A 21,674-nucleotide genomic window follows, 5' to 3' on the forward strand; every position below is an offset into this window, starting at 1 on the left:
TAGAGGCGGTTGTACGGGTGCCCCTGTGAACCTTGGGAGATGGCACCATGACCCAGCAGTCAGTGGAGCCCACGACCACCGCCGAAGACGCGGGCGCGGGTTCGCGTCCGTCGGCCGGCAGGTCGTGGCTCGACCGGTACTTCCACATATCCGAAAGAGGATCCACCATCGCGACCGAGGTCCGCGGTGGCGTCACCACCTTCATGGCGATGGCGTACATCCTTCTGCTCAACCCGGTGATCCTCAGCGGCGCGGACAGGTCCGGCGACTCTCTGAGTCAGAAGGCCCTCATCACGGCCACCGCGCTCGGCGCGGCGTTCACCACTCTCCTCATGGGCTGGATCGGCAAGGTGCCGCTCGCCATGGCCGCCGGGCTCTCCGTGTCCGGCGTGCTGGCCGGTCTGGTCATGGGCACCAAGGACCTGACGTGGGCCCAGGGCCTGGCGATGTGCGTCGCCTACGGCGTCGTGATCATGTTGCTGGTGGTCACGGGTCTCCGTGAGATGATCATGAATGCGATCCCGTTGCCGCTCAAGCACGGCATCACGATCGGCATCGGTCTGTTCATCGCGTTCATCGGTCTGGTCAAGGCCGGGTTCGTGCACGCCGGTACGGCGACCCCGGTCACCCTGGGCAGCGGGGGTGAGCTCGTCGGCTGGCCCGTCCTGCTCTTCGCCGTCACACTGCTGCTCATCTTCGCGCTGCAGGCGCGGAACGTGCCGGGTGCCATCCTCATCGGCATCGCCACCGGCACCGTTCTCGCGATCGTCGTCAACGCGGCCGGCCTCGTCGACGGCAAGACCTGGGCCAACGGTGAAGGCCCCGCGCTGCACGGCAGCGCCGTGTCGATGCCGGACTTCTCGCTCATCGGCAAGGTGTCCTTCAGCGGCCTGGGCGACGTCGGCTACATGACGGTCACCTTCATCGTCTTCACGCTGGTGCTCGCCGGCTTCTTCGACGCGATGGCGACCATCATCGGCATCGGTACCGAGGCCAACCTCGCCGACTCCCAGGGGCGGATGCCCGGCCTGTCCAAGGCGCTGTTCATCGACGGTGCCGGCGGCGCCGTCGGCGGTGTCGTGGGCGGCTCCGGCCAGACCGTGTTCGTCGAGTCCGCGACCGGCGTCGGTGAGGGCGCCCGTACCGGACTGGCCTCGGTGGTCACCGGCGGGTTCTTCGCCCTCTGCCTGTTCTTCACGCCGATCACGGCGATCGTGCCGCGCGAGGTCGCCTCGGCCGCCCTCGTCACCATCGGCGCGATGATGATGATGAACGCCCGCCACGTGGACTGGGGCGACCGCTCCGTCGCCATCCCGGTCTTCCTGACCGTCGTCATCATGCCGTTCACGTACTCGATCACCCCCGGTGTCGCGGCCGGTGTGATCTCCTACGTCGTCATCAAGATCGCCCAGGGCAAGTGGCGGGAGATCGGCCCCTTCATGTGGGGTCTGACCGTCCTCTTCCTCGTCTACTTCTCCCTGCATCCGATCCGAGCCCTGCTGGGCGTGCACTAGCCGCCCTGCCGGCGCCCTTCCCCGCGCAATCCGTTAGGAGACCGACAGATGCTGGACATCGCCGACGAGCTGAACCGGTGGGTCGAGCAGGGCCGTGACTTCGCCGTCGCCACCGTGGTGGCCGTCGGCGGCAGCGCCCCGCGCCAGCCCGGCGCCGCCCTCGCGGTGGACGCCGAGGGCACGGCCATCGGTTCGGTCTCCGGCGGATGCGTGGAAGGGGCCGTGTACGAGCTGTGCCGGCAGGCGCTGGAGGACGGCGAGACCGTCCTGGAGCGCTTCGGGTACAGCGACGAGGACGCCTTCGCCGTCGGCCTGACCTGTGGCGGCGTCATCGACATCCTCGTCACGCCGGTCCGGGCGGACGGTCCCGCCCGGCCGGTGGTCGCCGCCGCGCTGGCCGCCGCCGCCCGTGGGGAGGCGGCGGCGGTCGCGCGGATCGTGGAGGGACCGGCTCGGCTGCGGGGCCGGGCCCTCCTCGTGCGTCCCGACGGTTCCCGCGACGGCGGTTTCGGCGCCCATCCCGCACTGGACCGCACCGTCGCCGCGGAGGCCGGCGCCTTCCTGGACGCGGGCCGCACCGGCACCCTGGAGATCGGCGAGCAGGGCTCGCGCTGCGGCGCCCCGCTCACGGTCCTGGTCGAGTCCTCCGTCCCCGCACCCCGGATGATCGTGTTCGGCGCCATCGACTTCGCCTCCGCGCTCGTCCGCGTCGGCAAGTTCCTCGGCTACCACGTCACCGTGTGCGACGCCCGCCCGGTGTTCGCCACGCGCACCCGCTTCCCGGAGGCCGACGAGATCGTCGTCGAGTGGCCCCACAGGTACCTGGAGCGCACCGGGACCGACGGCCGTACGGTTCTGTGCGTCCTCACCCACGACGCCAAGTTCGACGTCCCCCTGCTGAAGGTGGCCCTGCGGCTGCCGGTCGCCTACGTCGGCGCGATGGGCTCCCGCCGCACCCACCTGGACCGCAACGCGCGGCTGCGCGAGGTCGGCGTCACCGAGCTGGAGCTGGCCCGGCTGCGCTCCCCGATCGGGCTCGACCTCGGGGCCCGTACGCCGGAGGAGACGGCCCTGTCGATCGGCGCCGAGATCGTCGCGAACCGCCGCGGCGGCAGCGGGGTCTCCCTCACCGGCGCGCACACCCCCATCCACCGCGAGACGGCCTCGTGGCCGGCCGCAAGGATCGGGTCGGTGGCCTGACCCGTCACGAAGTGCCGCGGGGGCGTCCGGCGCCCGCGGCAGCGTCCTGGCCGGTCGCGCCCCCACGGCGGGGCCGCACGGGGATACGGCCCCGCGTCCCCCGGGGCGCTGCTGCTCACGCCCGTCGAAGCAGCTGGTTGACCGCTCGGCCGAACATCACGCGTGCCGTGCCTTCCAGCAGCCCGTCGAAGGCTCGCGGCAGGAAGCGCACCCGCAGCTCCTCCCGCCACACCACCCGGCTGCGGCCCCCGGGACCCGGCCCCACCTCGATCTCCGCCCAGCCCCGCACCACCCGGCCGCGCTTTTCCAGGCGGCACAGGCCGGCCTCGCCGTCGGCGGGCGGGCGCCAGAGCGTCACCTCCATGACGTCGTCGACGGCCAGCGGGCCGAGGCCCGAACGGGCCACGAAGCGGGTGCCCACGCCGGTGGGCTCGGGGGTCAGTACCCGGACCCGGGTCAGCGGGACCGCGTCGGCGTGGCGGGGCCAGGTGGTGAGCCGGCGCCACGCCTCGTCGAGCGGAAGCGGGGCCGTGCGGGCGAAGGAGAAGGTCGGCACGGCACGATCGTAGGCAATGGCCGCCCGGTACCCGCGCGTTCACCCCCGCCTCACCCGCCGGCCGAGCGGGTCAGGGGTGTAGCCGCGCTCCTTCAGCGCGTCGACGATGCCCGGCACGGCGGGGACGGTGCCCGGGTAGATGTCGTGCAGCAGGATGATCCCGTCGCGGGACGACTGGGCGAGGACGCGCTTGGTGATGAGCGCCGAGTCGTTGGTCGTGTAGTCCTTGGCGGTCACGCTCCACAGCACCTCCGCCAGGCCCTGCTCCTTGGCGATCCGGTGCACGTCGGTGTCCGTGCGGCCCTGCGGCGGGCGCATCAGCGTCGGCCTGTGCCCGGTCAGCCGCTCGATCGCGTCGTTCGGCCGCTTCAGCTCCTCGCGTATCTGCGCGTCCGGTATCCGCGTGAGGATCTTGTGGTCCCAGGTGTGGCTCGCGACCTCGTGGCCCTCGGCGGCCATCCGCTTGACCAGCTCCGGGTACTTCTCCATGTGGTTCTTGCCGAGCAGGAAGAAGGTGGCCGGGACCTTCTTCTCCCTGAGGATGTCGAGCAGCCGCGCCGAGTTCTCGCTGGGTCCGGCGTCGAAGGTGAGCGCGATGCACCTGGCCTCGCGGCAGTCGACGGTCCCGAACTTCGCCGGCGCCCCGGGTGCCGCCTCGGCCCGTACGGTGCTCGGCGCGGTCGTGTCGGCCTGGGCGCAGCCGGACAGGGTGAGCGCCAGGCCGAGGGCGGCCGAGGCGAGCGCGGCCGGACGGAACCTCCGGGCGGTTGCGCGCATCTTCCCGGGCGCGTGTCCCGGCGACGCGGTCTTGTCGGTCGAATCAGGCATGCGTGGACTATACACTCGGTGTATAGATCTGGTGTGCGAATACCGTGGGACGTCGCGGAGTATCCGGCCGGGACGCCCGATCCGGGAGCACCATGGAAGGAGGGGCTCCGCGGAGGAGGACGAGCCATGCGCTTCCGGGACCGTGCCGAAGCCGGGCGGGAACTCGCCGGACTGCTGAGCGAGCTGCGGGAACAGGGCACCCTCACCGACCCCCTCGTCCTCGCCCTGCCGCGCGGCGGCATCGCCGTCGCCGAGCCCGTCGCCCGCGCGCTGGGCGCCCCGCTCGACGTGCTCATCGTGCGCAAGATCGGTGCCCCGCACCACCAGGAGTTCGCCGTCGGGGCGCTCGTCGGGGACGACCCGCCCCTCTTCAACGCCGGGACCCTGGACCGGCTCGGCCTGACCGAGGAATCCATGGCGCCGGTGGTCGAACGCGAACGCAAGGAACTGCGCCGCCGTGAGCAGCGCTACCGCGGCGACCGCCCGGCGCCGGACCCGGAGGGCCGCACGGTGATCGTGGTCGACGACGGACTCGCCACCGGCGCCACCGCCCGCGCGGCCCTGCGCCACGTCCGGCGCCGCCGGCCCGCGCACCTCGTCCTGGCCGTCCCCGTCGGCGCACCGGACTCCCTGGACCGGCTCGCCGGCGAGGCCGACACGATCCTGTGCCCGCACCGGCCGGCCGCCTTCAGCGCCGTCGGCCAGTGGTACGAGGACTTCGAGCAGCTGACGGACGCCGAGGTGCTGGCCGCGCTGCGGGCGCACTGACGGCCGGGTTTCCGTGCAGGGCGGCCCCGCGGATCAGCGCCGTCGGGTGCGTCGCCGTTGCCGGGTGCGGGTTCGTCGTGGCCGGTCGCGCCCCCGCGGCGGCGCCGCACACGCCGGACGGCTTCCTGCCGGCGCCCTACAGCCAGTCCCGCCGTTTGAAGACCACGTACAGCGCCGTGCAGACCACGGCCATCAGGCCCATCGCGAAGGGATAGCCGAACGCCCAGCGCAGTTCGGGCATGTGCGTGAAGTTCATGCCGTAGATCGTGCCGACCAGGGTCGGAGCGAAGAGGATGGCCGCCCACGACGAGATCTTCTTGACCTCCTCGTTCTGCTCGAAACCCGCCTCCGCCAGCGCCCGCATCTCCGCGTTCTGCTGCTGCGTGACCAGGGTCGCGTTGACCGTGAGGATCTCGGTGAGAGCCTGGCGGAAACCGTCGACGCGTTCGCTGATGTGGGTGACATGGTCGGCGACGTCCCGCAGGTAGCGCTGGAGTTCCTCGTCCGTCTCGTACTTGGCGAAGCCGGCCATCAGCCCGTGCAGCATGCCGACGAGCGGACGGGTGGCGCGCTGGAACTCGACCATCTCGCGGGAGAGTTCGTAGATACGGCGGGACACCTCGGGGTCGCCGCGGAACACCTCGGTCTCGATCTCGTCGATGTCGTTCTGGACACCCGAGACCACCGGGGCGTAGCCGTCGACGACGGCGTCGAGGATCGCGTACAGCACGGCCTCCGGGCCGAGCCCGAGCAGATCGGGGGAGTCCTCCATACGGCGCCGGACCGCCGACAGGTCCGGGGCCGCGCCGTGCCGGACGGTGATGACGAAGTCCGGGCCGACGAACACGTGCAGCTCGCCGAAGTCGACCTCCTCCGGCGCGTCCAGGTAGCGGGCGGCGCGCAGGACGACGAACAGGGTGTCGCCGTACCGTTCCAGCTTGGGCCGCTGGTGCGCCTCCATCGCGTCCTCCACCGCGAGGGGATGCAGCCCGAACTCGGCGGCCAGCGACCGCAGATCGGCGCCGGTGGGGCGGGCCAGGCCGATCCAGGACATGCCCGGGGGCTGCTCGCGCAGTGCGCGGTAGGTCTCGGCGAGCGTGGCGGGAGAGGAGACGCGGACGCCGTCGCGGTACAGCGCCGCCTGGACGATGCTCCCCGGCTCGGCGCCGTCCCCCGTGGGAGGGGCGGGTGCGGGCGCCTCGGTGACGGGGGGCTGGGACGGGGTGAGGGCGCGGCGCCAGGCGGATCTGCGCCCGCCGTTCCTGCCGCTTTCTCGCTCGGACATCGGACGCCTCTCCGTCGAGCCTGCGTACGCCTGATCACTCACCGGGGATGGAGGAGGGGAGAAACCCAGGGACAGGAGAAAAAGGATATCCGCGCACCCCCACGCCCGGCGCCCGCGCGCCCCGCACGTCTCGTTCGGCACCGTCGCGCCCGCGCGGGGGCGACCGCGACGGGGGCCCGGTGCCCCCGGTCTCCGGCGCAGCCGGCCGGACCCTGTGGCCTGTACCGAGGCGGTCGGGGCCCGGGCTCTACAGTCGAGCCCATGGAACTGCGTCAGCTCAGCTATTTCGTCGCCGTCGCCGAGGAGTTGCACTTCGGGCGGGCCGCCGAGCGGCTGCACATCGTGCAGTCCGCGGTCAGCCAGCAGATACAGCGGCTGGAGCGGGAGCTGGGCGCCGAGCTGTTCGACCGCTCGCCGCGCCGGGTGCGGCTGACCGGGGCGGGCGAGCGGCTGCTGCCCGAGGCGCGGGCGGTGCTCGCGGCTGCGCAGAAGGCGCGGGCCGCCGTGGCGGCGCCCACCGTGCTGCGCCTCGGCACCAGCACCGGGCTCGGCGCGCACCTGGACCGGGTGCTGGCCGCGTTCGCCGAGCGGGCCCCCGAGGTGCCGGTGGAGCTGCTCTCCCTGCCGGCCGAGGAGCGCCTGAACCGGGTCGCGGCGGGCCGGCTGGACGCCGCGTTCGTGCGCTCCGCCGAACCCCCGGCCGGAGTACGGGTGGTGCCGCTGTGGCCCGATCCGCTGGTGGCCGCCCTGCCGGCCACGCATCCGCTCGCGGCGCGGGACGAGATCGACCTCGCGGACCTCGCCGGGCTGCCCCTGGCCCTCACCCCGCGCCGGAACAACCCCACCCTGGTCGACCTGGTCGTCGGCGCCTGCCACGCGGCCGGCTTCGAACCGGCGCCCGGACCGGCCGGCGGCACGCTGCACGACACCCTCGCCACCATCGGCGCCCGCCCCCTGTGGACGGTCGTCTACGCCTCCCACGCGCGCGTGCTGGCCACGCCCAGAGTGGCGTACATCCCCTTCCGCGCCCCCGGACTGGCCCTGGCCACCGGTCTCGCGGTGTCCGCCGCCGCCCCCTCCCCGCACCTGGAGAAACTACTGCTGGCCTGCGACGATCACGCGAGCTGATCGCTGCGGTCGCGGACTGCTCCTTGGTCGCGGACGTGCGCCGCGATGGACTGGACCCACCGAACGAGAACACCACTCAAGGGAGTTCAGCCATGCCGATCGTCACCATCCAGCAGGGTCCCCGCGACACCGAGCTGAAGCGGGAGCTGGTCAAGCGGGTCACCGACGCCTTCGTCGACGCCTACCGGATCCCGGCGGAGACCGTGCAGGTGTGGATCCACGAGGTCCCGGCGGACAGCTGGGGCGCGGCCGGGAAGCTCACGGCCGACAAGTAGGCCCCGCGTTCCACGGGGGTGAACGTGGAGAGGGGGGCGTTGCGGGCCGCTCGTGGTGGCTCGCAACGCCCCCCTGGCATCTACCCGAGAGGTACTCGGGAGGTCTTCGGGGCTAGGAGTCGACCTGCGCGGTCACCAGGTCCGAGAAGGTGGTCAGCCGGGTGTACACACCCGGGTAACCGGCCTCCGCGCACCCCTCACCCCAAGAAGTGATCCCTGCCAGGACGCCCCCGATGAGCAGGGGACCGCCGCTGTCGCCCTGGCAGGTGTCTACGCCGCCGGAGCTGTATCCGGCGCACACCATGTCGGACCGGACGTAGTCCGAACCGTAGGAAGAACCGCAGCTGGAGTCGGACACGACCGGGACGGTCGCGGTCCGCAGCTGGTTGGAGGAGCTGCCGTTCTCCGAGGTGGTGCCCCAGCCGAGGATGCGGGCCGGGGTGCCGGCCGCGTACACGCTCGTCTGGGACGAGGTGACGTACGACGCCGGGGTGTACGGCATCGACGTCGACAGGGTCAGTACGGCCACGTCGTCGCCCTTGGTGGCGTCGGTGTAGCCCGGGTTGACCCAGATCTTGCTGACCTTGCTGACCGTGCCGTCGGTGCCGTTGAGAAAGGTCCGGCCGCCGACCACGCGGACGTTGGCCGCGGACTCGCCGGCCATGCAGTGCGCGGCCGTGACGACCTTCGTGGCGGCCACGAGCGTGCCGCCGCAGAACTGGTTGCCGGACGCGTCGGTGATCTGCATGACGAACGGGTACGCCGTCGTCGTGGTGGTCGTACCGCCGACGATGGGCTGCGGTGCGGCGCTCGCCGTGGGGGAGGCGAGCAGCGCGGTCGCCGCGGCGGCGGCGGTGGCCACCAGGGGTGCGGCGGTCTTTCTGGCACGTCTGAGCCCGGACATGAGTCTCCTCAGTGGGGTTGCACCGGTGGGGGGTCGCACGGGTGGTGGAGCACGGGGCGCGGGCACCCCCTGCTCGGGCGTGACCGAGAGGGAGGGACCGACCCCGTGTGCCCGGGCGAGCGGCACGCCCATTACGCTAGGACCCGGAGCCCGCGGCTCCCAATGAGGGAACCCCCTAGGGGGTTGGGTGAGGGAAAACCCTCGGTCCGGTTCAGTTAACTAGGGCCGTGCTCGGGGCGCCCGCGAGCCGCCGCCAATCGGACGATGTCCACGCGCGAGCGGATCCCCAGTTTGCGGTAGACCCGGGTCAGGGTCGCCTCCACCGTCTTGACGCTGATGAACAACCGGGCGGCGATCTCCCGGTTGGTGGCCCCCTCCATCACCAGCGCGGCCACCTGACGCTCCATCGCGGCCAGCACCGCCAGCGCGTCCAGGGCGTCCGGCGCGGGACGGGCCGGTTCCGGATCGGGGGCGGTACGGGATTCGTCCACCTGGCGCAGCCAGGGCAGCGCCCGGCAGCGGCGGAACAGCCGGGTGGCCTCGTCGTACGCCGCCGAGCCGGTGCCCGTCCGGGCCCTGGGAGCGCCGAGGCCCGGGGCGAGAGCCCGGCCGTGCTCGGCGTTTCCCGCTTCCGCGCCCCCCAGAGGCTCCGGCCACAGGCGCCCCCCTTCGGCCGGGCGCCGTCTGCCCCGCAGCCGGGCCAGCGCGAACGCGGCCCGCGCCTCCTCCAGGCCGTAGCCGAGCTTGCCGAGCCGGTCCTGAGCGGACGTCAGCTGCGCCACCGCCGCCTCCAGGTCGCCCTGCGCGGCCCGCACCAGGGCCTCGGAGCGGTCCAGGACGGCGAGGACGCTCTCCCGGCCGAGCCTGAGCGCGTGCTCGCGGCTCGCGGCGATGACGTCCTGCGCCTCGGCCGCCTCGCCGATCCGGACCAGGGCCTCGGCGAGGTCCCCCTGCCAGCGCCCGCGCGCCGGGTCGGTGATGCCCAGCCCCAGCTCCAGCGTGCGCACCCGGCGCAGCGAGCGGACCGTGCCCGCCGGGTCCCCGGCCACCAACTGGGCGTACCCGAGCGCGCCCAGAGCCCGGGACAGGTACATCTGGTCGCCGTCCTCCTCGGCGTGCGCCACCGCCTCCCGGGCGAGGGCCAGGGCCCGGTCCACATCGCCGCCGGAGGCCTCCGCGAGCGAGGTGAGCATCGCCGAGGCGGTCTCGCCGATCCCCGAGTCCCGGGCCAGGCGCAGGCTCTCGCGGGCCAGCTCCAGGGCGCGCCCGCAGTGCCCGGCGCGCAGTTCGGTCTCCGCGAGGCCGCGCAGGAAGTGCACCTCGGACTCCACCGAGCCGCGCCGGCGCACCTCGCGCAGCAGCGCGGTGACCGTCGTCCGGGCCTCGGCCAGCTGGTCGCCCATGACCAGCCAGCGGAACCGGGCGCTGGCCGCCCCGTTGTGGTGCCAGGCCACCCGCGGGTCCTGGGGCTCCTTCAGGGCGCGCTGGATGGTCCGGGGCGCCTCCGGGTGGCCCATCAGGGTCTCGGTCTGCGCCTGGAAGGCCAGCGAGAGCAGTTCGGTGCGCCGGTCCCTGCCGAGGGCGGCCAGCTCGGCGGCGTGCGCGGCGGCCTCGCGGGCCTCGGTGAAGTCGCCCTCCACGATCAGCGTCCGCCAGGCCAGCTGGTAGTGCACCAGGGCCAGCAGCCGCGGGTCGTCGCCGGCGTCGGCGAGGGCCTGCGGGAAGACGGCGTCGACCTCGGCCATGGTGTGGCCGGCGCTGTCGATGACGATGATCCAGGCGCGGACCCGGTCGGCGGGCACGGTCGCCCGGGCCAGCACCTCACGGGCGATGTCCCGGGCCAGGTCGATCTCGCCCGCGGTGATGGCGTCCTCGGCGGCCTGCAGCCGGCGCTCCTCCTGGCCCGGCGTCCCGTCGGCGGGGGTGTGCCGGGCGGCGAGCAGCCCCAGGTGGGCGGCGACCGAGGGGGCGCCGCGGTCCCGGGCGAGGGCGGCGGCCCCGGCGAGCCGGGCGGCGACCTCCGGATCGGTGCCGGTGGTGGCGAGCGCCAGATGCCGGGCCCGTTCGATCGGGTCGGAGGCCGCCGTGGACAGGGCCGCGTGCGCGGCGCGCCGCTCGTGCGCGGGCGCCTCCGCGTACAGCGCGGCCGATATCAGCGGGTGCGCGAACCGTACGGCCGGGGCGTCCGGCTCGGTGGCCAGCAGCCCGAGTTCGGCGGCCTGGGCGCATTCGGCCTCGGCGTTCTCCCGGCCGGCCGCGTGCAGCAGCGCCGGGGTGGGGCGGGCACCGGCGCTGGCCACCAGCAGGGTCCGGCGGGCCTCGACGGAGAGCATGTCCAGGCGGCTGAGCACCAGGGCGCGCAGGCTGGTCGGCACCGGCAGCGGCTCGCCCGGCCGGGGCGGGGTCGGGCTGTCGGCGAGGGCCCGGCCGAGTTCCAGGGCGAACAGCGGATTGCCGCCGCTGGTGCGGTGGATCTCGCGGACGGTGGAGCGGGGCAGGCCGCCGTGGCCGCGGTGGTCGAGCAGCTGGGCGACCTGGCCGCGGGAGAGGGGACCGAGCCGGACCGCGAGGGTGCCCGGCGGGCAGGAGCGCAGATGCCGGTCGTACTCCTGGCTCTCCTGGCCCTCGGTGCGCACCGCGCACAGCAGCTGTACCGGGGTGCCCTCCAGGCGCCGGGCGGCGAAGCCGAGCAGCTCGGCACTGGCCGGGTCCAGCCACTGCAGGTCGTCGGCGACGACGAGGACACCGCCCCGCGCGGCCAGCGCGCGCAGCGCGGAGAGCACCGCGAGGCGCAGGGCGAGACCGTCGCGCTGCAGGCTGGACTCGCCGCGGCCGGTGAGCGCCGACTCCAGGGCGGTGCGCTGGGCCAGGGGCAGCCGGGGGGAGACGTCGTCGAGGACCAGGCCGAACAGGTCGGCGAGGGCCAGGAAGGGGAGGTGGGATTCGGACTCGGTGGCCGAGCAGCGCAACACGGTCCGCGCGGTGGGGCCGTATTCCTCGGCCAATGCCCGCAGGACGGTGGATTTCCCTATTCCGGCGGGGCCGTGGAGCAGCACACTGCCGCCCGAGGCGAGTTGGTCGCGGGCGCCGGCGAACAGTTCCTCGCGGCCGATGACCAGGTCGGGGCGGCACCTGGCAGGCTCCTGGAAGTCCCGTCGCACGGTCACCGCTCCCCTCGTGTGTCGTGTCCGGGCCAAATTCTAGGCAACGATCGTCGAAATTCGGACGGAAGCCGTGGTGAGGGAAATAACAAACGGTCAAGCACAAGGAAAATCAAGGCGTCTGCGCTTGAATGGAAAGGTTTCCTCACCGCCTCGCCTCACGGCAGCAGCCCCGCCCTGCGCGCCGCGGTCACCGCCTCCCCTCGGGTGTGCGCACCCAGCTTCCGCATCGCCGAGCGCAGATAGCCCTTGACCGTCTCCGGGCGCAGCCCCAGCCGCTCGGCCACGGCCGCGTTCGTCGCCCCCGCCGCCACCCAGGACAGCACGTCCAGTTCGCGCGGCGCCAGAGTCGTGCCCCCAACCCGCCGCGGAGCGGTCAGCAGCCCGCACGCGGCCAGCAGTTCCGCCCGCAGCTCAGGATCGGCGATCCGCGGCGCGAGCGCGCGCAGCGCCGCGTGCGCCTCACGCACCTGCTCCCGGACGGCGCCACCCTCGGCGCCGGCGGGCTCCGGCCGGACCGCCGCCAGCAGCCCCCGCGCCTCGTCCCGCACCACCAGAGCCTGCTCCACGTCCCGCGCCACGGCCATCACCGCGCCCAGCGTGCGGTCGCCGAGCGGCTCGGCCGAGCGCAGCGCGCCGTAGAGCACCCCGCGCACCCGGCGCCGTACCACCACCGGCACGGCGACGACCGAGCGGATGCCCTCCGCGGCGACCGGGATGTCGTACTCATGGCTGATCTGCCGGGAACTGGAGTAGTCCGTCACCGCGCACGGCCGGGCGAGCGCCACCGCCTTGCCGCCGAGCCCGCTGCCGGAGGTCACCGCCAGCGAACGCAGGGCGGTCGTCGTCGTGCCGCTCAGCTCGCTGATCCGGATCTGCGGCCGGCCGGACCCGACAAGGCCGCCGAAGGCGACGGGCAGTCCGGTCACCCGCCGCAGCCGCGCCAGCGCCCCGCCGATCTCCACCGCCCCCGACGCCTCTGCCGTCACCGGTCCGCTCCTTCCGGCACCCCCACCCCCGTTCGGGGGTAGTGAGACCTGCATCACGGATTAGACGATGCCAGAGAGCCGCCCGGCAATGGTCCGGCAGCGCGAGGAGGACACGATGACGACGGCGACGGAGTTGTTCCGGAGCGCCCGGGACTTTCTGCTGGAGCACCGCGAGGACTACACCACCGCCTACGAGGGCTTCGCCTGGCCCCGGCCCCAGCACTTCAACTGGGCGCTGGACTGGTTCGACGTGATCGCCGCCGGCAACGGGAAGACCGCGCTGCACATCGTCGAGGAGGACGGCCGCGAGACCCGGCTGTCCTTCGCGCAGCTGTCCGAGCGGTCGAACCGGGTCGCCCGGTGGCTGCACGAGCGCGGCGTCGCCGCGGAGGACCGGATCCTCGTCATGCTCGGCAACCAGGCAGAACTGTGGGAGACCGCGCTGGCCGCGATGAAGCTGCGCGCGGTGGTCATCCCGGCCACCCCGCTGCTCGGCCCGGCCGACCTGCGCGACCGGGTGGACCGGGGCCGGGTGAAGCACGTGATCGCGCGCGCCGAGGACACCGCCAAGTTCACCGGCGTGCCCGGCGCCTACACCCGGATCTCGGTCGGCGGGCTGCCCGAGGAGGGCTGGGAGCCGTACGAGGACGCCTACACCGCCCCCGCCGAGTTCCTCCCCGACGGCCCCACCCTGGCCGACGACCCGCTCATGCTCTACTTCACCTCCGGCACGACCGCCCGCCCCAAGCTGGTCGAGCACACCCACACCTCGTACCCCATCGGGCACCTGGCGACCATGTACTGGATCGGCCTGAAACCCGGCGACGTCCACCTGAACATCTCCTCGCCCGGCTGGGCCAAGCACGCCTGGTCCAACCTGTTCGCCCCCTGGAACGCCGAGGCGACCGTCTTCCTGTTCAACTACACCCGCTTCGACGCGACCCGGCTCATGGCCGAGCTGGACCGGGCCGGGGTCACCACCTTCTGCGCCCCGCCGACCGTGTGGCGCATGCTCATCCAGGCCGACCTGAGCCGGCTGCGCACCCCGCCCCGCGAGGTCGTGGCCGCCGGCGAGCCGCTCAACCCCGAAGTCATCGAGCAGGTCCGGCGGGCCTGGGGCGTCACCATCCGGGACGGCTTCGGGCAGACCGAGACCGCCGTACAGGTCTCCAACAGCCCCGGCCAGGTGCTGAAGACCGGTTCCATGGGCCGCCCGAGCCCCGGTTACCGCGTGGAACTCCTCGACCCGGTCTCCGGCGCCCCCGGCGCCGCCGAGGGCGAGATCGCCCTCGACCTGTCCGAGCGGCCGGCCGGCCTGATGACCGGCTACCACGGCGACCCGGACCGCACGGCGGAGGCCATGGCGGGCGGCTACTACCGCACCGGGGACATCGCCGCCCGCGACGAGGACGGCTATCTCACCTACGTCGGCCGCGCGGACGACGTCTTCAAGGCCTCCGACTACAAGATCAGCCCGTTCGAGCTGGAGAGCGCGCTGCTGGAGCACGAGGCGGTGGCCGAGGCCGCCGTCGTGCCCGCGCCGGACGAGCTGCGGCTCGCCGTGCCGAAGGCCTACGTCGTGCTCGCCGAGGGCTTCGAGCCCGGCCCCGACACCGCGAAGGTCATCTTCGAGCACTCCCGCCAGGTGCTCGCCCCCTACAAGCGCATCCGCCGGCTGGAGTTCGGCGCCCTGCCCAAGACCGTCTCCGGCAAGATCCGCCGGATCGAGCTGCGCGAGGCGACGGCCCAGGGCTCGGACGACGAGTACCGCGAGGAGGACTTCCGGTGACCACCGAGCTGTCGTACACCCACGGAACCGGTTCCACCGCCCTGCTCGGGGACACCATCGGCGCCAGCCTGGACCGGGCCGTGGCCGCCTGGCCCGACCGCGAGGCCCTGGTCGACGTGCCGTCGGGGCGGCGCTGGACGTATGCGCAGTTCGGCGCCGCCGTCGAGGAACTGGCCCAGGCGCTGGCCGCGAGCGGCGTCGCCAAGGGCGACCGGGTCGGCATCTGGGCGGTCAACTGCCCGGAGTGGGTCCTCGTCCAGTACGCCACCGCCCGCATCGGCGCGATCATGGTGAACATCAACCCGGCCTACCGCACCCATGAGGTCGAGTACGTCCTGGGCCAGGCCGGGATCTCCCTGCTGTTCGCCTCCCTGAGCCACAAAAGCAGCGACTACCGGGCCATGGTCGACCAGGTGCGGGGCAGATGCCCCGGGTTGCGCGAGGTCGTGTACATCGGCGACCCGGGCTGGGAGGCGCTGCTCGGGCGGGGCACCGGTGACGCCGTGTACGAGGAACTGTCCTGCGACGACCCGATCAACATCCAGTACACCTCGGGAACGACCGGATTCCCGAAAGGCGCCACCCTCTCCCACCACAACATCCTCAACAACGGTTACTTCGTGGGGGAGTTGATCGCCTACAGCGAGCAGGACAGAATCTGCATCCCCGTCCCCTTCTACCACTGTTTCGGCATGGTGATGGGCAACCTGGCCGCCACCTCGCACGGCGCCTGCATGGTGATCCCGGCTCCGTCCTTCGAACCGAAGGCCACCCTGGAGGCGGTGCAGCAAGAGCGCTGCACGTCCCTGTACGGCGTTCCGACCATGTTCATCGCCGAGCTCAACCTCCCCGACTTCGCGGCGTACGACCTGTCGACCCTGCGCACCGGCATCATGGCGGGCTCGCCGTGCCCGGTGGAAGTGATGAAACGGGTCGTCGCCGAGATGCACATGGAGGAGGTCTCGATCTGCTACGGCATGACCGAGACGTCGCCGGTGTCGCTGCAGACCCGCAGGGACGACGACCTGGAGCACCGCACCGGCACCGTCGGCCGCGTCCTGCCGCACCTGGAGGTCAAGGTCGTCGACCCGGCCACCGGGGTGACCCGACCGCGCGGCACGGCAGGGGAACTGTGCACCCGCGGCTACAGCGTCATGCTCGGCTACTGGAACGAGCCGGAGAAGACCGCCGAGTCCGTCGACGCGGGCCGCTGGATGCACACCGGGGACCTGGCGGTGATGCGCGAAGACGGTTACGTCGAGATCGTCGGCCGGATCAAGGACATGATCATCCGGGGCGGCGAGAACATCTACCCGCGCGAGATCGAGGAGTTCCTCTACGCCCACCCCAAGATCAGGGACGTCCAGGTCGTCGGGGTGCCGCACGAGACGTACGGCGAGGAGGTGCTCGCCTGTGTCGTCCCGCACGACGCGGCGGACCCGGTGACCCTGGAGGAACTGCGCGCCTTCTGCCAGGGCAGGCTCGCGCACTACAAGATCCCCAGCAGGCTCCAGATCCTCGACTCCTTCCCGATGACGGTGTCCGGAAAGGTACGCAAGGTCGAACTGCGGGAGAGGTACCAGGTGTCACCTCCCCGGCCGTGAACGGCCGAGCCTGGGTGCCCGGCCGTTCACACGTCGGCGGCGCGGGCACGTGCGCGCACGAATTCGGTGACGCCGTGCGTGATACGGCCGCAAGCGGGCATCCGCTTGTTGCTCGACGGCGGACCCCGGACCGAGCGCGCTGTCGGCGGCACACACGGGCCGGGGTCCGTCGGACGTCACCGGAGCTCGCCGTGCGTCAGCCGCGGCCGTCGTGGGACCGGGTGCCCGGTCCCGGGGCGCCCGTGGTGTGCAGTGTGCCGGCCGGGTCGTTCATCGGCTGCGGGACGCCCGCGAGGTCCAGGACGAACAGCGGGATGCCCAGGGAGTTCGCACGGGCCCGGGCGTCGTCGGTGTAGCCGGCGAGGGAGAAGTACACACACTCCGCGGACTCCGTCATCGCCGTAAGCCACAGGCACTCCACATCCCGCGGTGCCGCCGGGCGCACCGTCGGGTCCACCTGCGCGAGCAGTCCGTGGGCGGCGAGCCCGATGCCGTTCGGGGGCCGCTGGTCGGCGCGGCGGATGTCCCGGTAGCCGAGCCAGCGCAGGTACAGCGCGGCGGCCGTGACGGCGTCGCGCGCGGTGCGGATGGCGCACGGCTGGAAGGCGGGACGGCGGGAGGGGGCGCCGGGCTCGCGCGCCGGTGAGGGGATACCGCTGTCTGCCGACGGCATGCGGTCGACGGTCGACGGTATACCGCTGTCTCCCGACGGTCCCCCGTCGTCCGTCGACGGTGTACCGCTCTCTGCCGACGGCCTGCGGTTGTCCGTCGACTGCATACCGTTGTCCGTGGGCGGCCTGCGGCTGTCCGTCGACTGCATACCGGTGTCCGTCGACGGCGTACCGGTCGGTGCGGAGTACGGGCCGGTGTCCGCCGGAGGTGTCGTCGCCACCGGGATGCGCAGGGCCGTGCCGCACGCGCAGCCCAGTTCCGGGTGCGGCCACTGGTTGCGGCGCCCGCAGGCGGCGCACGGCAGGGCGATCCACTCGTCGTCCCACGCCCGGTGAGCCGCCACGACCGGTCCGGCGGCCGGATCCAGCCGCGGGGCGGTGGGGGCGCCGCACGCGCACGGATACACCGGCGCGGTGTAGACGTGCTCGCGCCGGCAGGCCGGGCAGCGCACCGGCACGCTCTCGGGCATGGCCCACTCCCAGGCGTCGCGTCGGGACAGCGCACCCATCGTCCTCCTCCGCCACCCCCCTTGTCCGGCGCTTTCCGGGTCTGCACCTGTCTTGGCTCTCTTGACGTCATGGGCGTGCGCTTCTACATTGCTTCCAGATAGTAGAAGTTAAATTCCGTAATGCGGAATTTGTCGAACTGGAGACTGTGCTCACCGCGGGGCGCGACGGGAGTACGCATCCGACAGCCGAAGCAGGAGTACTCGATGGCTCGTATGACCGCTGCCCGCGCGGCAGTTGAGATCCTCAAGCGCGAGGGCGTCACCGACGCCTTCGGTGTGCCGGGCGCGGCGATCAACCCGTTCTACAAGGCCCTCAAGGAGGGCGGCGGGATCAACCACACCCTCGCCCGCCATGTGGAGGGGGCCTCGCACATGGCCGAGGGGTACACCCGCACCAAGCCGGGCAACATCGGCGTCTGCATCGGCACCTCCGGTCCGGCCGGCACCGACATGATCACCGGCCTGTACTCGGCCATCGGTGACTCCATCCCGATCCTGTGCATCACGGGCCAGGCGCCCACGAGCGTGATCCACAAGGAGGACTTCCAGGCCGTCGACATCGCCTCGATCGCCAAGCCGGTCACGAAAATGGCGGTCACCGTCCTGGAGGCCGCACAGGTCCCCGGTGTCTTCCAGCAGGCCTTCCACCTGATGCGCTCCGGCCGTCCCGGCCCCGTCCTGATCGACCTGCCCATCGACGTCCAGCTCACCGAGATCGAGTTCGACCCGGAGACGTACGAGCCGCTGCCCGTCTACAAGCCGGCCGCGACCCGCGCCCAGATCGAGAAGGCGATCTCCTTCCTGCTGGCCTCCGAGCGCCCGGTCATCGTCGCCGGCGGCGGCATCATCGGCGCCGACGCCAGCGACCTGCTGGTGGAGTTCGCCGAGCTGACCGACACCCCCGTCATCCCGACTCTGATGGGCTGGGGAGTGCTGCCCGACGACCACGAGCTGAACGCCGGCATGGTCGGTGTCCAGACCTCGCACCGGTACGGCAACGCCAACTTCCTGGAGTCGGACTTCGTCCTCGGCATCGGCAACCGCTGGGCCAACCGCCACACCGGCTACAAGCTCGACGTGTACCGCGGCGAGCGCAAGTTCGTCCACGTCGACATCGAGCCCACCCAGATCGGCAAGATCTTCCCGCCGGACTACGGGGTCGTCTCCGACGCCAGGGCCGCCCTGGAGCTGTTCATCGAGGTCGCCGGGGAACTGAAGGCCGCGGGCAAGCTGCCCGACCGCACCGACTGGGTCGCCTCCACCCAGGAGCGCAGGGCGACGCTGCTGCGCCGTACGCACTTCGACAACGTGCCCATGAAGCCGCAGCGGGTGTACGAGGAGATGAACAGGGCCTTCGGCCCGGACACCCGGTACGTCACCACCATCGGCCTCTCCCAGATCGCCGGCGCGCAGATGCTGCACGTCTACAAGCCGCGCCACTGGATCAACTGCGGCCAGGCCGGCCCGCTGGGCTGGACCATCCCGGCCGCGATCGGCGTCGCCAAGGCCGACCCGGACTCCCCGGTCGTCGCGCTCTCCGGCGACTACGACTTCCAGTTCCTGATCGAGGAGCTGGCGGTCGCCGCTCAGCACCGGATCCCCTACGTCCACGTCCTGGTGAACAACGCCTACCTGGGCCTGATCCGCCAGGCGCAGGCCGGCCTGGACATCAACTTCCAGGTCAACCTGGAGTTCGAGAACATCAACACGCCGGAGATCGGCGTCTACGGCGTGGACCACGTGAAGGTCGCCGAGGGCCTGGGCTGCAAGGCGATCCGGGTCACCGAGCCGGACCAGCTGGGGGCGGCGTTCGAGCAGGCGAAGAAGCTGGCCGCGGAGTACCAGGTGCCGGTCGTCGTCGAGGCGATCCTGGAGCGCGTCACCAACATCGCGATGAGCAGGACCATGGACATCGGTGACATCACCGAGTTCGAGGACCTGGCCACCGAGCCGGGCCACGCGCCGACGTCGATCAAGCCGCTGAAGGTCTGACACCGCCAGGCACACCAAGGGCGGCCCGTCCTCTCGGACGGGCCGCCCTTTCGCGTCCCCCGTGGCGTCCCCCGTGCATCCCCCGTCGAGGAGCTCACCGCCCCCGTGCCGGCGTGCCCCTGTGCCCATAATCTGCCCGGGCGGGAGGGGGGTTGAAGCCTGTGGCGCGGTGTTCAGAGCTTGATTTGAGCATGACGTAGCCCGTCTACGACCGGTGCGGTACGCCCGGCCGCTCCGGCTACAGCTCGTGCTCCGACAGCCCCGGCCAGTCGTCGGGGCCGCCGCCCTGCCACTCGATCAGGTCGCTCTCCTCCACCTCGATCCGGTCCAGATCGGCCAGCCGGAGGATCTCCACGACGTCGTCCAGATGCGAGGCGATCCCCAGGATCACGTCCCCCTCGGTGACCCGCCGTGAGCCGTCCAGGGCCGGGGAGTGGACCACGATGTGCGGGTACTGCGTATTGCCCATGTGTTCAGCGTGCGGCGGACGGGGCGCACCCGCACGCCGGGCCCGGACAGCACGAAGCGCTCCCCCCTGGCCGGGGGAGCGCTTGGCGTCCGTGTGGTGACCGTCCGACGGCGCGAGGCTGGGCGCGACAGGTCGTTCGCGCCGCCGGACGGAGCGGGTGGCCCCCGGAAAACAGGGGGCTGGGTGGGACCGCGGCGGTGTGCGACGGAGCCGGGGCCCCTTCCCTCTGGTCGAGAAGGGGACTCGGTCCTTCACCACCGCACTGGCTCGCACGCCGCCACGGTCCTCGCCCTGCCCGCGCCCACCGCCGTACGGCCACCCCTCATCCGGGCCGTCCGGCGTGTCGCGCGGGCCGCGTGCGGAGATCCCGACCTCCCGTCGGATTCCGTACGCTGCTTGCGATGTCCTGGTCTCAGTCCTCGCGCAGGGCGCGGACCGCCTCCTCCACGCGCTTGCCGTACTCCGGGTCGGCGGCGTGGAAGTGGGCCAGGTTCTTCTCGATCACGTCGTCGCGGGAGACCTGCGAGAGGCCGCCGGCGATGTTCGCGATCAGGCGGGACTTCTCCTCCTGCGACATCAGGCGGTACAGCTCGCCCGCCTGGAAGAAGTCGTCGTCCTTGGTGTGCAGCGGCGCCTCGTGGGTGCCCGTGTGGCCCGAGACCGCCAGCGGGGCGGACAGCGGGCGGCCGGTCTCCGCCGGGCCGTCGTAGGAGTTCGGCTCGTAGTTCTTGGCGCCGCGGCCCTGGCCGTTGACCGCCATGAAGCCGTCGCGGCCGTAGTTCCGGGCGCCGCCCGCAACCGCCTTCGGGGCGTTGACCGCCAGCAGGGTGTGGTTGACGCCCAGGCGGTAGCGGTGCGCGTCCGCGTAGGCGAACAGCCGGCCCTGGAGCATCTTGTCCGGGGAGGGGCCGATGCCGGGCACGAAGTTGTTCGGGGAGAAGGCGGCCTGCTCGACCTCGGCGAAGACGTTGTCCGGGTTGCGGTCGAGGACCAGGCGGCCCACGCGCTGCAGCGGGTAGTCCTTGTGCGGCCACACCTTGGTCAGGTCGAACGGGTTGAAGCGGTAGTCCGCCGCCTCGGAGGCCGGCATCAGCTGGACGTAGAGGGTCCAGGACGGGTGCACGCCGCGCTCGATCGCCTGGAGCAGGTCGGTCTGGTGCGAGTTCGGGTCCTTGCCCGCGAGCTCGGCGGCCTGGTCGGCGGAGAGGCTGCGGATGCCCTGGTTGGTCTTGAAGTGGTACTTGACGAAGAAGGCGTCGCCCTCCGCGTTCGTCCACTGGTAGGTGTGCGAGCCGTAGCCGTTCATGTGGCGGTAGGACGCCGGGATGCCGCGGTCGCCCATCAGCCAGGTCACCTGGTGCGTGGCCTCGGGGGCGTGCGCCCAGAAGTCCCAGACGTTGTCCGGCTCCTGACGGCCCGTGAACGGGTCGCGCTTCTGCGAGTGGATGAAGTCGGGAAACTTGATCGGGTCCTTGATGAAGAACACCGGGGTGTTGTTGCCGACGAGGTCGTAGTTGCCCTCCTCGGTGTAGAACTTCACCGCGAAGCCGCGCGGGTCGCGGACGGCGTCGGCGCCGCCGAGGGAGTCGGCGACCGTCGAGAAGCGCACGAACACCTCGGTGCGCTTGCCGATCTCAGCGAGGAAGTCGGCGTGGGTGAAGCCGGTGACGTCGTCCGTCACCTCGAAGTGGCCGTACGCACCGGAGCCACGGGCGTGCACCACACGCTCCGGGATGCGCTCGCGGTTGAAGCGCGCGAGCTTCTCCAGGAGGTGCTGGTCCTGGAGCAGGAGCGGGCCGCCGACGCCGGCGGATGCGGAGTTCTGGTTGTCGGCGACCGGGGCGCCGGCCTCTGTCGTGAGCACGCGCTTCGACATCGTGGACCTTCCGTGCGGGTTCAGCGGAAACCTGTTTCCGCTTTGTGGAGCCTAGAAGTGGGCAATCTGAACGTCAACAGTTTGTTGAAGCTGATCTCATGCTGATTCCGGGCGGCGCCGGCGCCTGGGCGCGACAGGACAGGTGTCAGCGACGGC

At 72.2% G+C, this 21,674-nt stretch carries 17 protein-coding genes; 8 read left to right on the forward strand and 9 right to left on the reverse strand.

Annotated elements, in window-relative coordinates:
• The first annotated feature begins 47 nt into the window (after positions 1 to 47).
• Both ACZ7GZ_RS03005 and ACZ7GZ_RS03010 read left to right on the forward strand, forming a co-directional pair.
• Positions 48 to 1,514 (forward strand): NCS2 family permease, encoded by a 1,467-nt coding sequence (locus ACZ7GZ_RS03005; protein WP_471020442.1) that lies wholly within the window; start codon positions 48 to 50, stop codon positions 1,512 to 1,514.
• A 48-nt stretch (positions 1,515 to 1,562) separates the two neighbouring features.
• Positions 1,563 to 2,714 (forward strand): XdhC family protein, encoded by a 1,152-nt coding sequence (locus ACZ7GZ_RS03010; RefSeq protein WP_471020443.1) that lies wholly within the window; start codon positions 1,563 to 1,565, stop codon positions 2,712 to 2,714.
• Between the two features lie 115 nt (positions 2,715 to 2,829).
• Here ACZ7GZ_RS03010 and ACZ7GZ_RS03015 read toward each other — a convergent pair whose 3' ends face one another.
• On the reverse strand, positions 2,830 to 3,270 hold the full coding sequence (locus ACZ7GZ_RS03015) for an SRPBCC family protein (protein ID WP_471020444.1): 441 nt from the start codon (positions 3,268 to 3,270) through the stop codon (positions 2,830 to 2,832).
• A gap of 39 nt (positions 3,271 to 3,309) precedes the next feature.
• Positions 3,310 to 4,047: a polysaccharide deacetylase family protein gene (locus tag ACZ7GZ_RS03020; protein ID WP_471020772.1), complete on the reverse strand. Its 738-nt coding sequence runs from the start codon at positions 4,045 to 4,047 to the stop codon at positions 3,310 to 3,312.
• A gap of 177 nt (positions 4,048 to 4,224) precedes the next feature.
• On the opposite strand from ACZ7GZ_RS03020, the gene ACZ7GZ_RS03025 reads away from it, so the two are divergent.
• Positions 4,225 to 4,866: a phosphoribosyltransferase gene (locus ACZ7GZ_RS03025; RefSeq protein ID WP_471020446.1), complete on the forward strand. Its 642-nt coding sequence runs from the start codon at positions 4,225 to 4,227 to the stop codon at positions 4,864 to 4,866.
• A 136-nt stretch (positions 4,867 to 5,002) separates the two neighbouring features.
• On the opposite strand, the gene ACZ7GZ_RS03030 is transcribed toward ACZ7GZ_RS03025, so the two are convergent.
• The gene (locus tag ACZ7GZ_RS03030) at positions 5,003 to 6,151 is read right to left on the reverse strand and encodes a magnesium and cobalt transport protein CorA (protein WP_471020448.1); all 1,149 of its coding nucleotides are present in this window, start codon (positions 6,149 to 6,151) and stop codon (positions 5,003 to 5,005) included.
• Positions 6,152 to 6,412: 261 nt separating this feature from the next.
• Between ACZ7GZ_RS03030 and ACZ7GZ_RS03035 the strand changes: the two genes are divergently transcribed.
• Together ACZ7GZ_RS03035 and dmpI are read left to right on the forward strand one after the other, a co-directional pair.
• A complete protein-coding gene (locus tag ACZ7GZ_RS03035; protein WP_471020451.1) occupies positions 6,413 to 7,279 on the forward strand; it encodes a LysR family transcriptional regulator in 867 nt (288 codons plus the stop codon).
• Between the two features lie 92 nt (positions 7,280 to 7,371).
• A complete protein-coding gene (dmpI, locus tag ACZ7GZ_RS03040; protein ID WP_471020454.1) occupies positions 7,372 to 7,554 on the forward strand; it encodes a 4-oxalocrotonate tautomerase DmpI in 183 nt (60 codons plus the stop codon).
• 112 nt (positions 7,555 to 7,666) lie between these two features.
• Here the strand turns inward: dmpI and ACZ7GZ_RS03045 are convergent, their stop codons facing one another.
• The 3 genes from ACZ7GZ_RS03045 to ACZ7GZ_RS03055 form a co-directional block, all read right to left on the reverse strand.
• Entirely contained in the window at positions 7,667 to 8,458 is a 792-nt protein-coding gene (locus tag ACZ7GZ_RS03045; RefSeq protein ID WP_471020455.1) for a S1 family peptidase, read from the reverse strand.
• 215 nt (positions 8,459 to 8,673) lie between these two features.
• Entirely contained in the window at positions 8,674 to 11,625 is a 2,952-nt protein-coding gene (locus ACZ7GZ_RS03050) for a helix-turn-helix transcriptional regulator (protein WP_471020457.1), read from the reverse strand.
• A 152-nt stretch (positions 11,626 to 11,777) separates the two neighbouring features.
• A complete protein-coding gene (locus ACZ7GZ_RS03055; protein ID WP_471020458.1) occupies positions 11,778 to 12,608 on the reverse strand; it encodes a helix-turn-helix transcriptional regulator in 831 nt (276 codons plus the stop codon).
• A 115-nt stretch (positions 12,609 to 12,723) separates the two neighbouring features.
• Between ACZ7GZ_RS03055 and ACZ7GZ_RS03060 the strand changes: the two genes are divergently transcribed.
• Together ACZ7GZ_RS03060 and ACZ7GZ_RS03065 are read left to right on the forward strand one after the other, a co-directional pair.
• On the forward strand, positions 12,724 to 14,397 hold the full coding sequence (locus tag ACZ7GZ_RS03060; RefSeq protein WP_471020460.1) for an AMP-binding protein: 1,674 nt from the start codon (positions 12,724 to 12,726) through the stop codon (positions 14,395 to 14,397).
• Entirely contained in the window at positions 14,394 to 16,001 is a 1,608-nt protein-coding gene (locus ACZ7GZ_RS03065; RefSeq protein ID WP_471020461.1) for an AMP-binding protein, read from the forward strand. Before ACZ7GZ_RS03060 ends, ACZ7GZ_RS03065 begins: the two co-directional genes overlap by 4 nt.
• Before the next feature lie 196 nt (positions 16,002 to 16,197).
• On the opposite strand, the gene ACZ7GZ_RS03070 is transcribed toward ACZ7GZ_RS03065, so the two are convergent.
• Complete coding sequence (locus tag ACZ7GZ_RS03070; protein ID WP_471020463.1) at positions 16,198 to 17,181, reverse strand: hypothetical protein; 984 nt, start codon at positions 17,179 to 17,181, stop codon at positions 16,198 to 16,200.
• Positions 17,182 to 17,385: 204 nt separating this feature from the next.
• Between ACZ7GZ_RS03070 and gcl the strand changes: the two genes are divergently transcribed.
• Positions 17,386 to 19,173 (forward strand): glyoxylate carboligase, encoded by a 1,788-nt coding sequence (gcl, locus tag ACZ7GZ_RS03075; protein WP_471020464.1) that lies wholly within the window; start codon positions 17,386 to 17,388, stop codon positions 19,171 to 19,173.
• 238 nt (positions 19,174 to 19,411) lie between these two features.
• Here the strand turns inward: gcl and ACZ7GZ_RS03080 are convergent, their stop codons facing one another.
• Both ACZ7GZ_RS03080 and ACZ7GZ_RS03085 read right to left on the reverse strand, forming a co-directional pair.
• A complete protein-coding gene (locus ACZ7GZ_RS03080; protein ID WP_351244234.1) occupies positions 19,412 to 19,642 on the reverse strand; it encodes a hypothetical protein in 231 nt (76 codons plus the stop codon).
• A 412-nt stretch (positions 19,643 to 20,054) separates the two neighbouring features.
• Positions 20,055 to 21,518: a catalase gene (locus tag ACZ7GZ_RS03085; protein WP_471020466.1), complete on the reverse strand. Its 1,464-nt coding sequence runs from the start codon at positions 21,516 to 21,518 to the stop codon at positions 20,055 to 20,057.
• Positions 21,519 to 21,674: the final 156 nt, after the last annotated feature.

This window comes from Streptomyces sp. NPDC037288 (genome assembly GCF_055603265.1).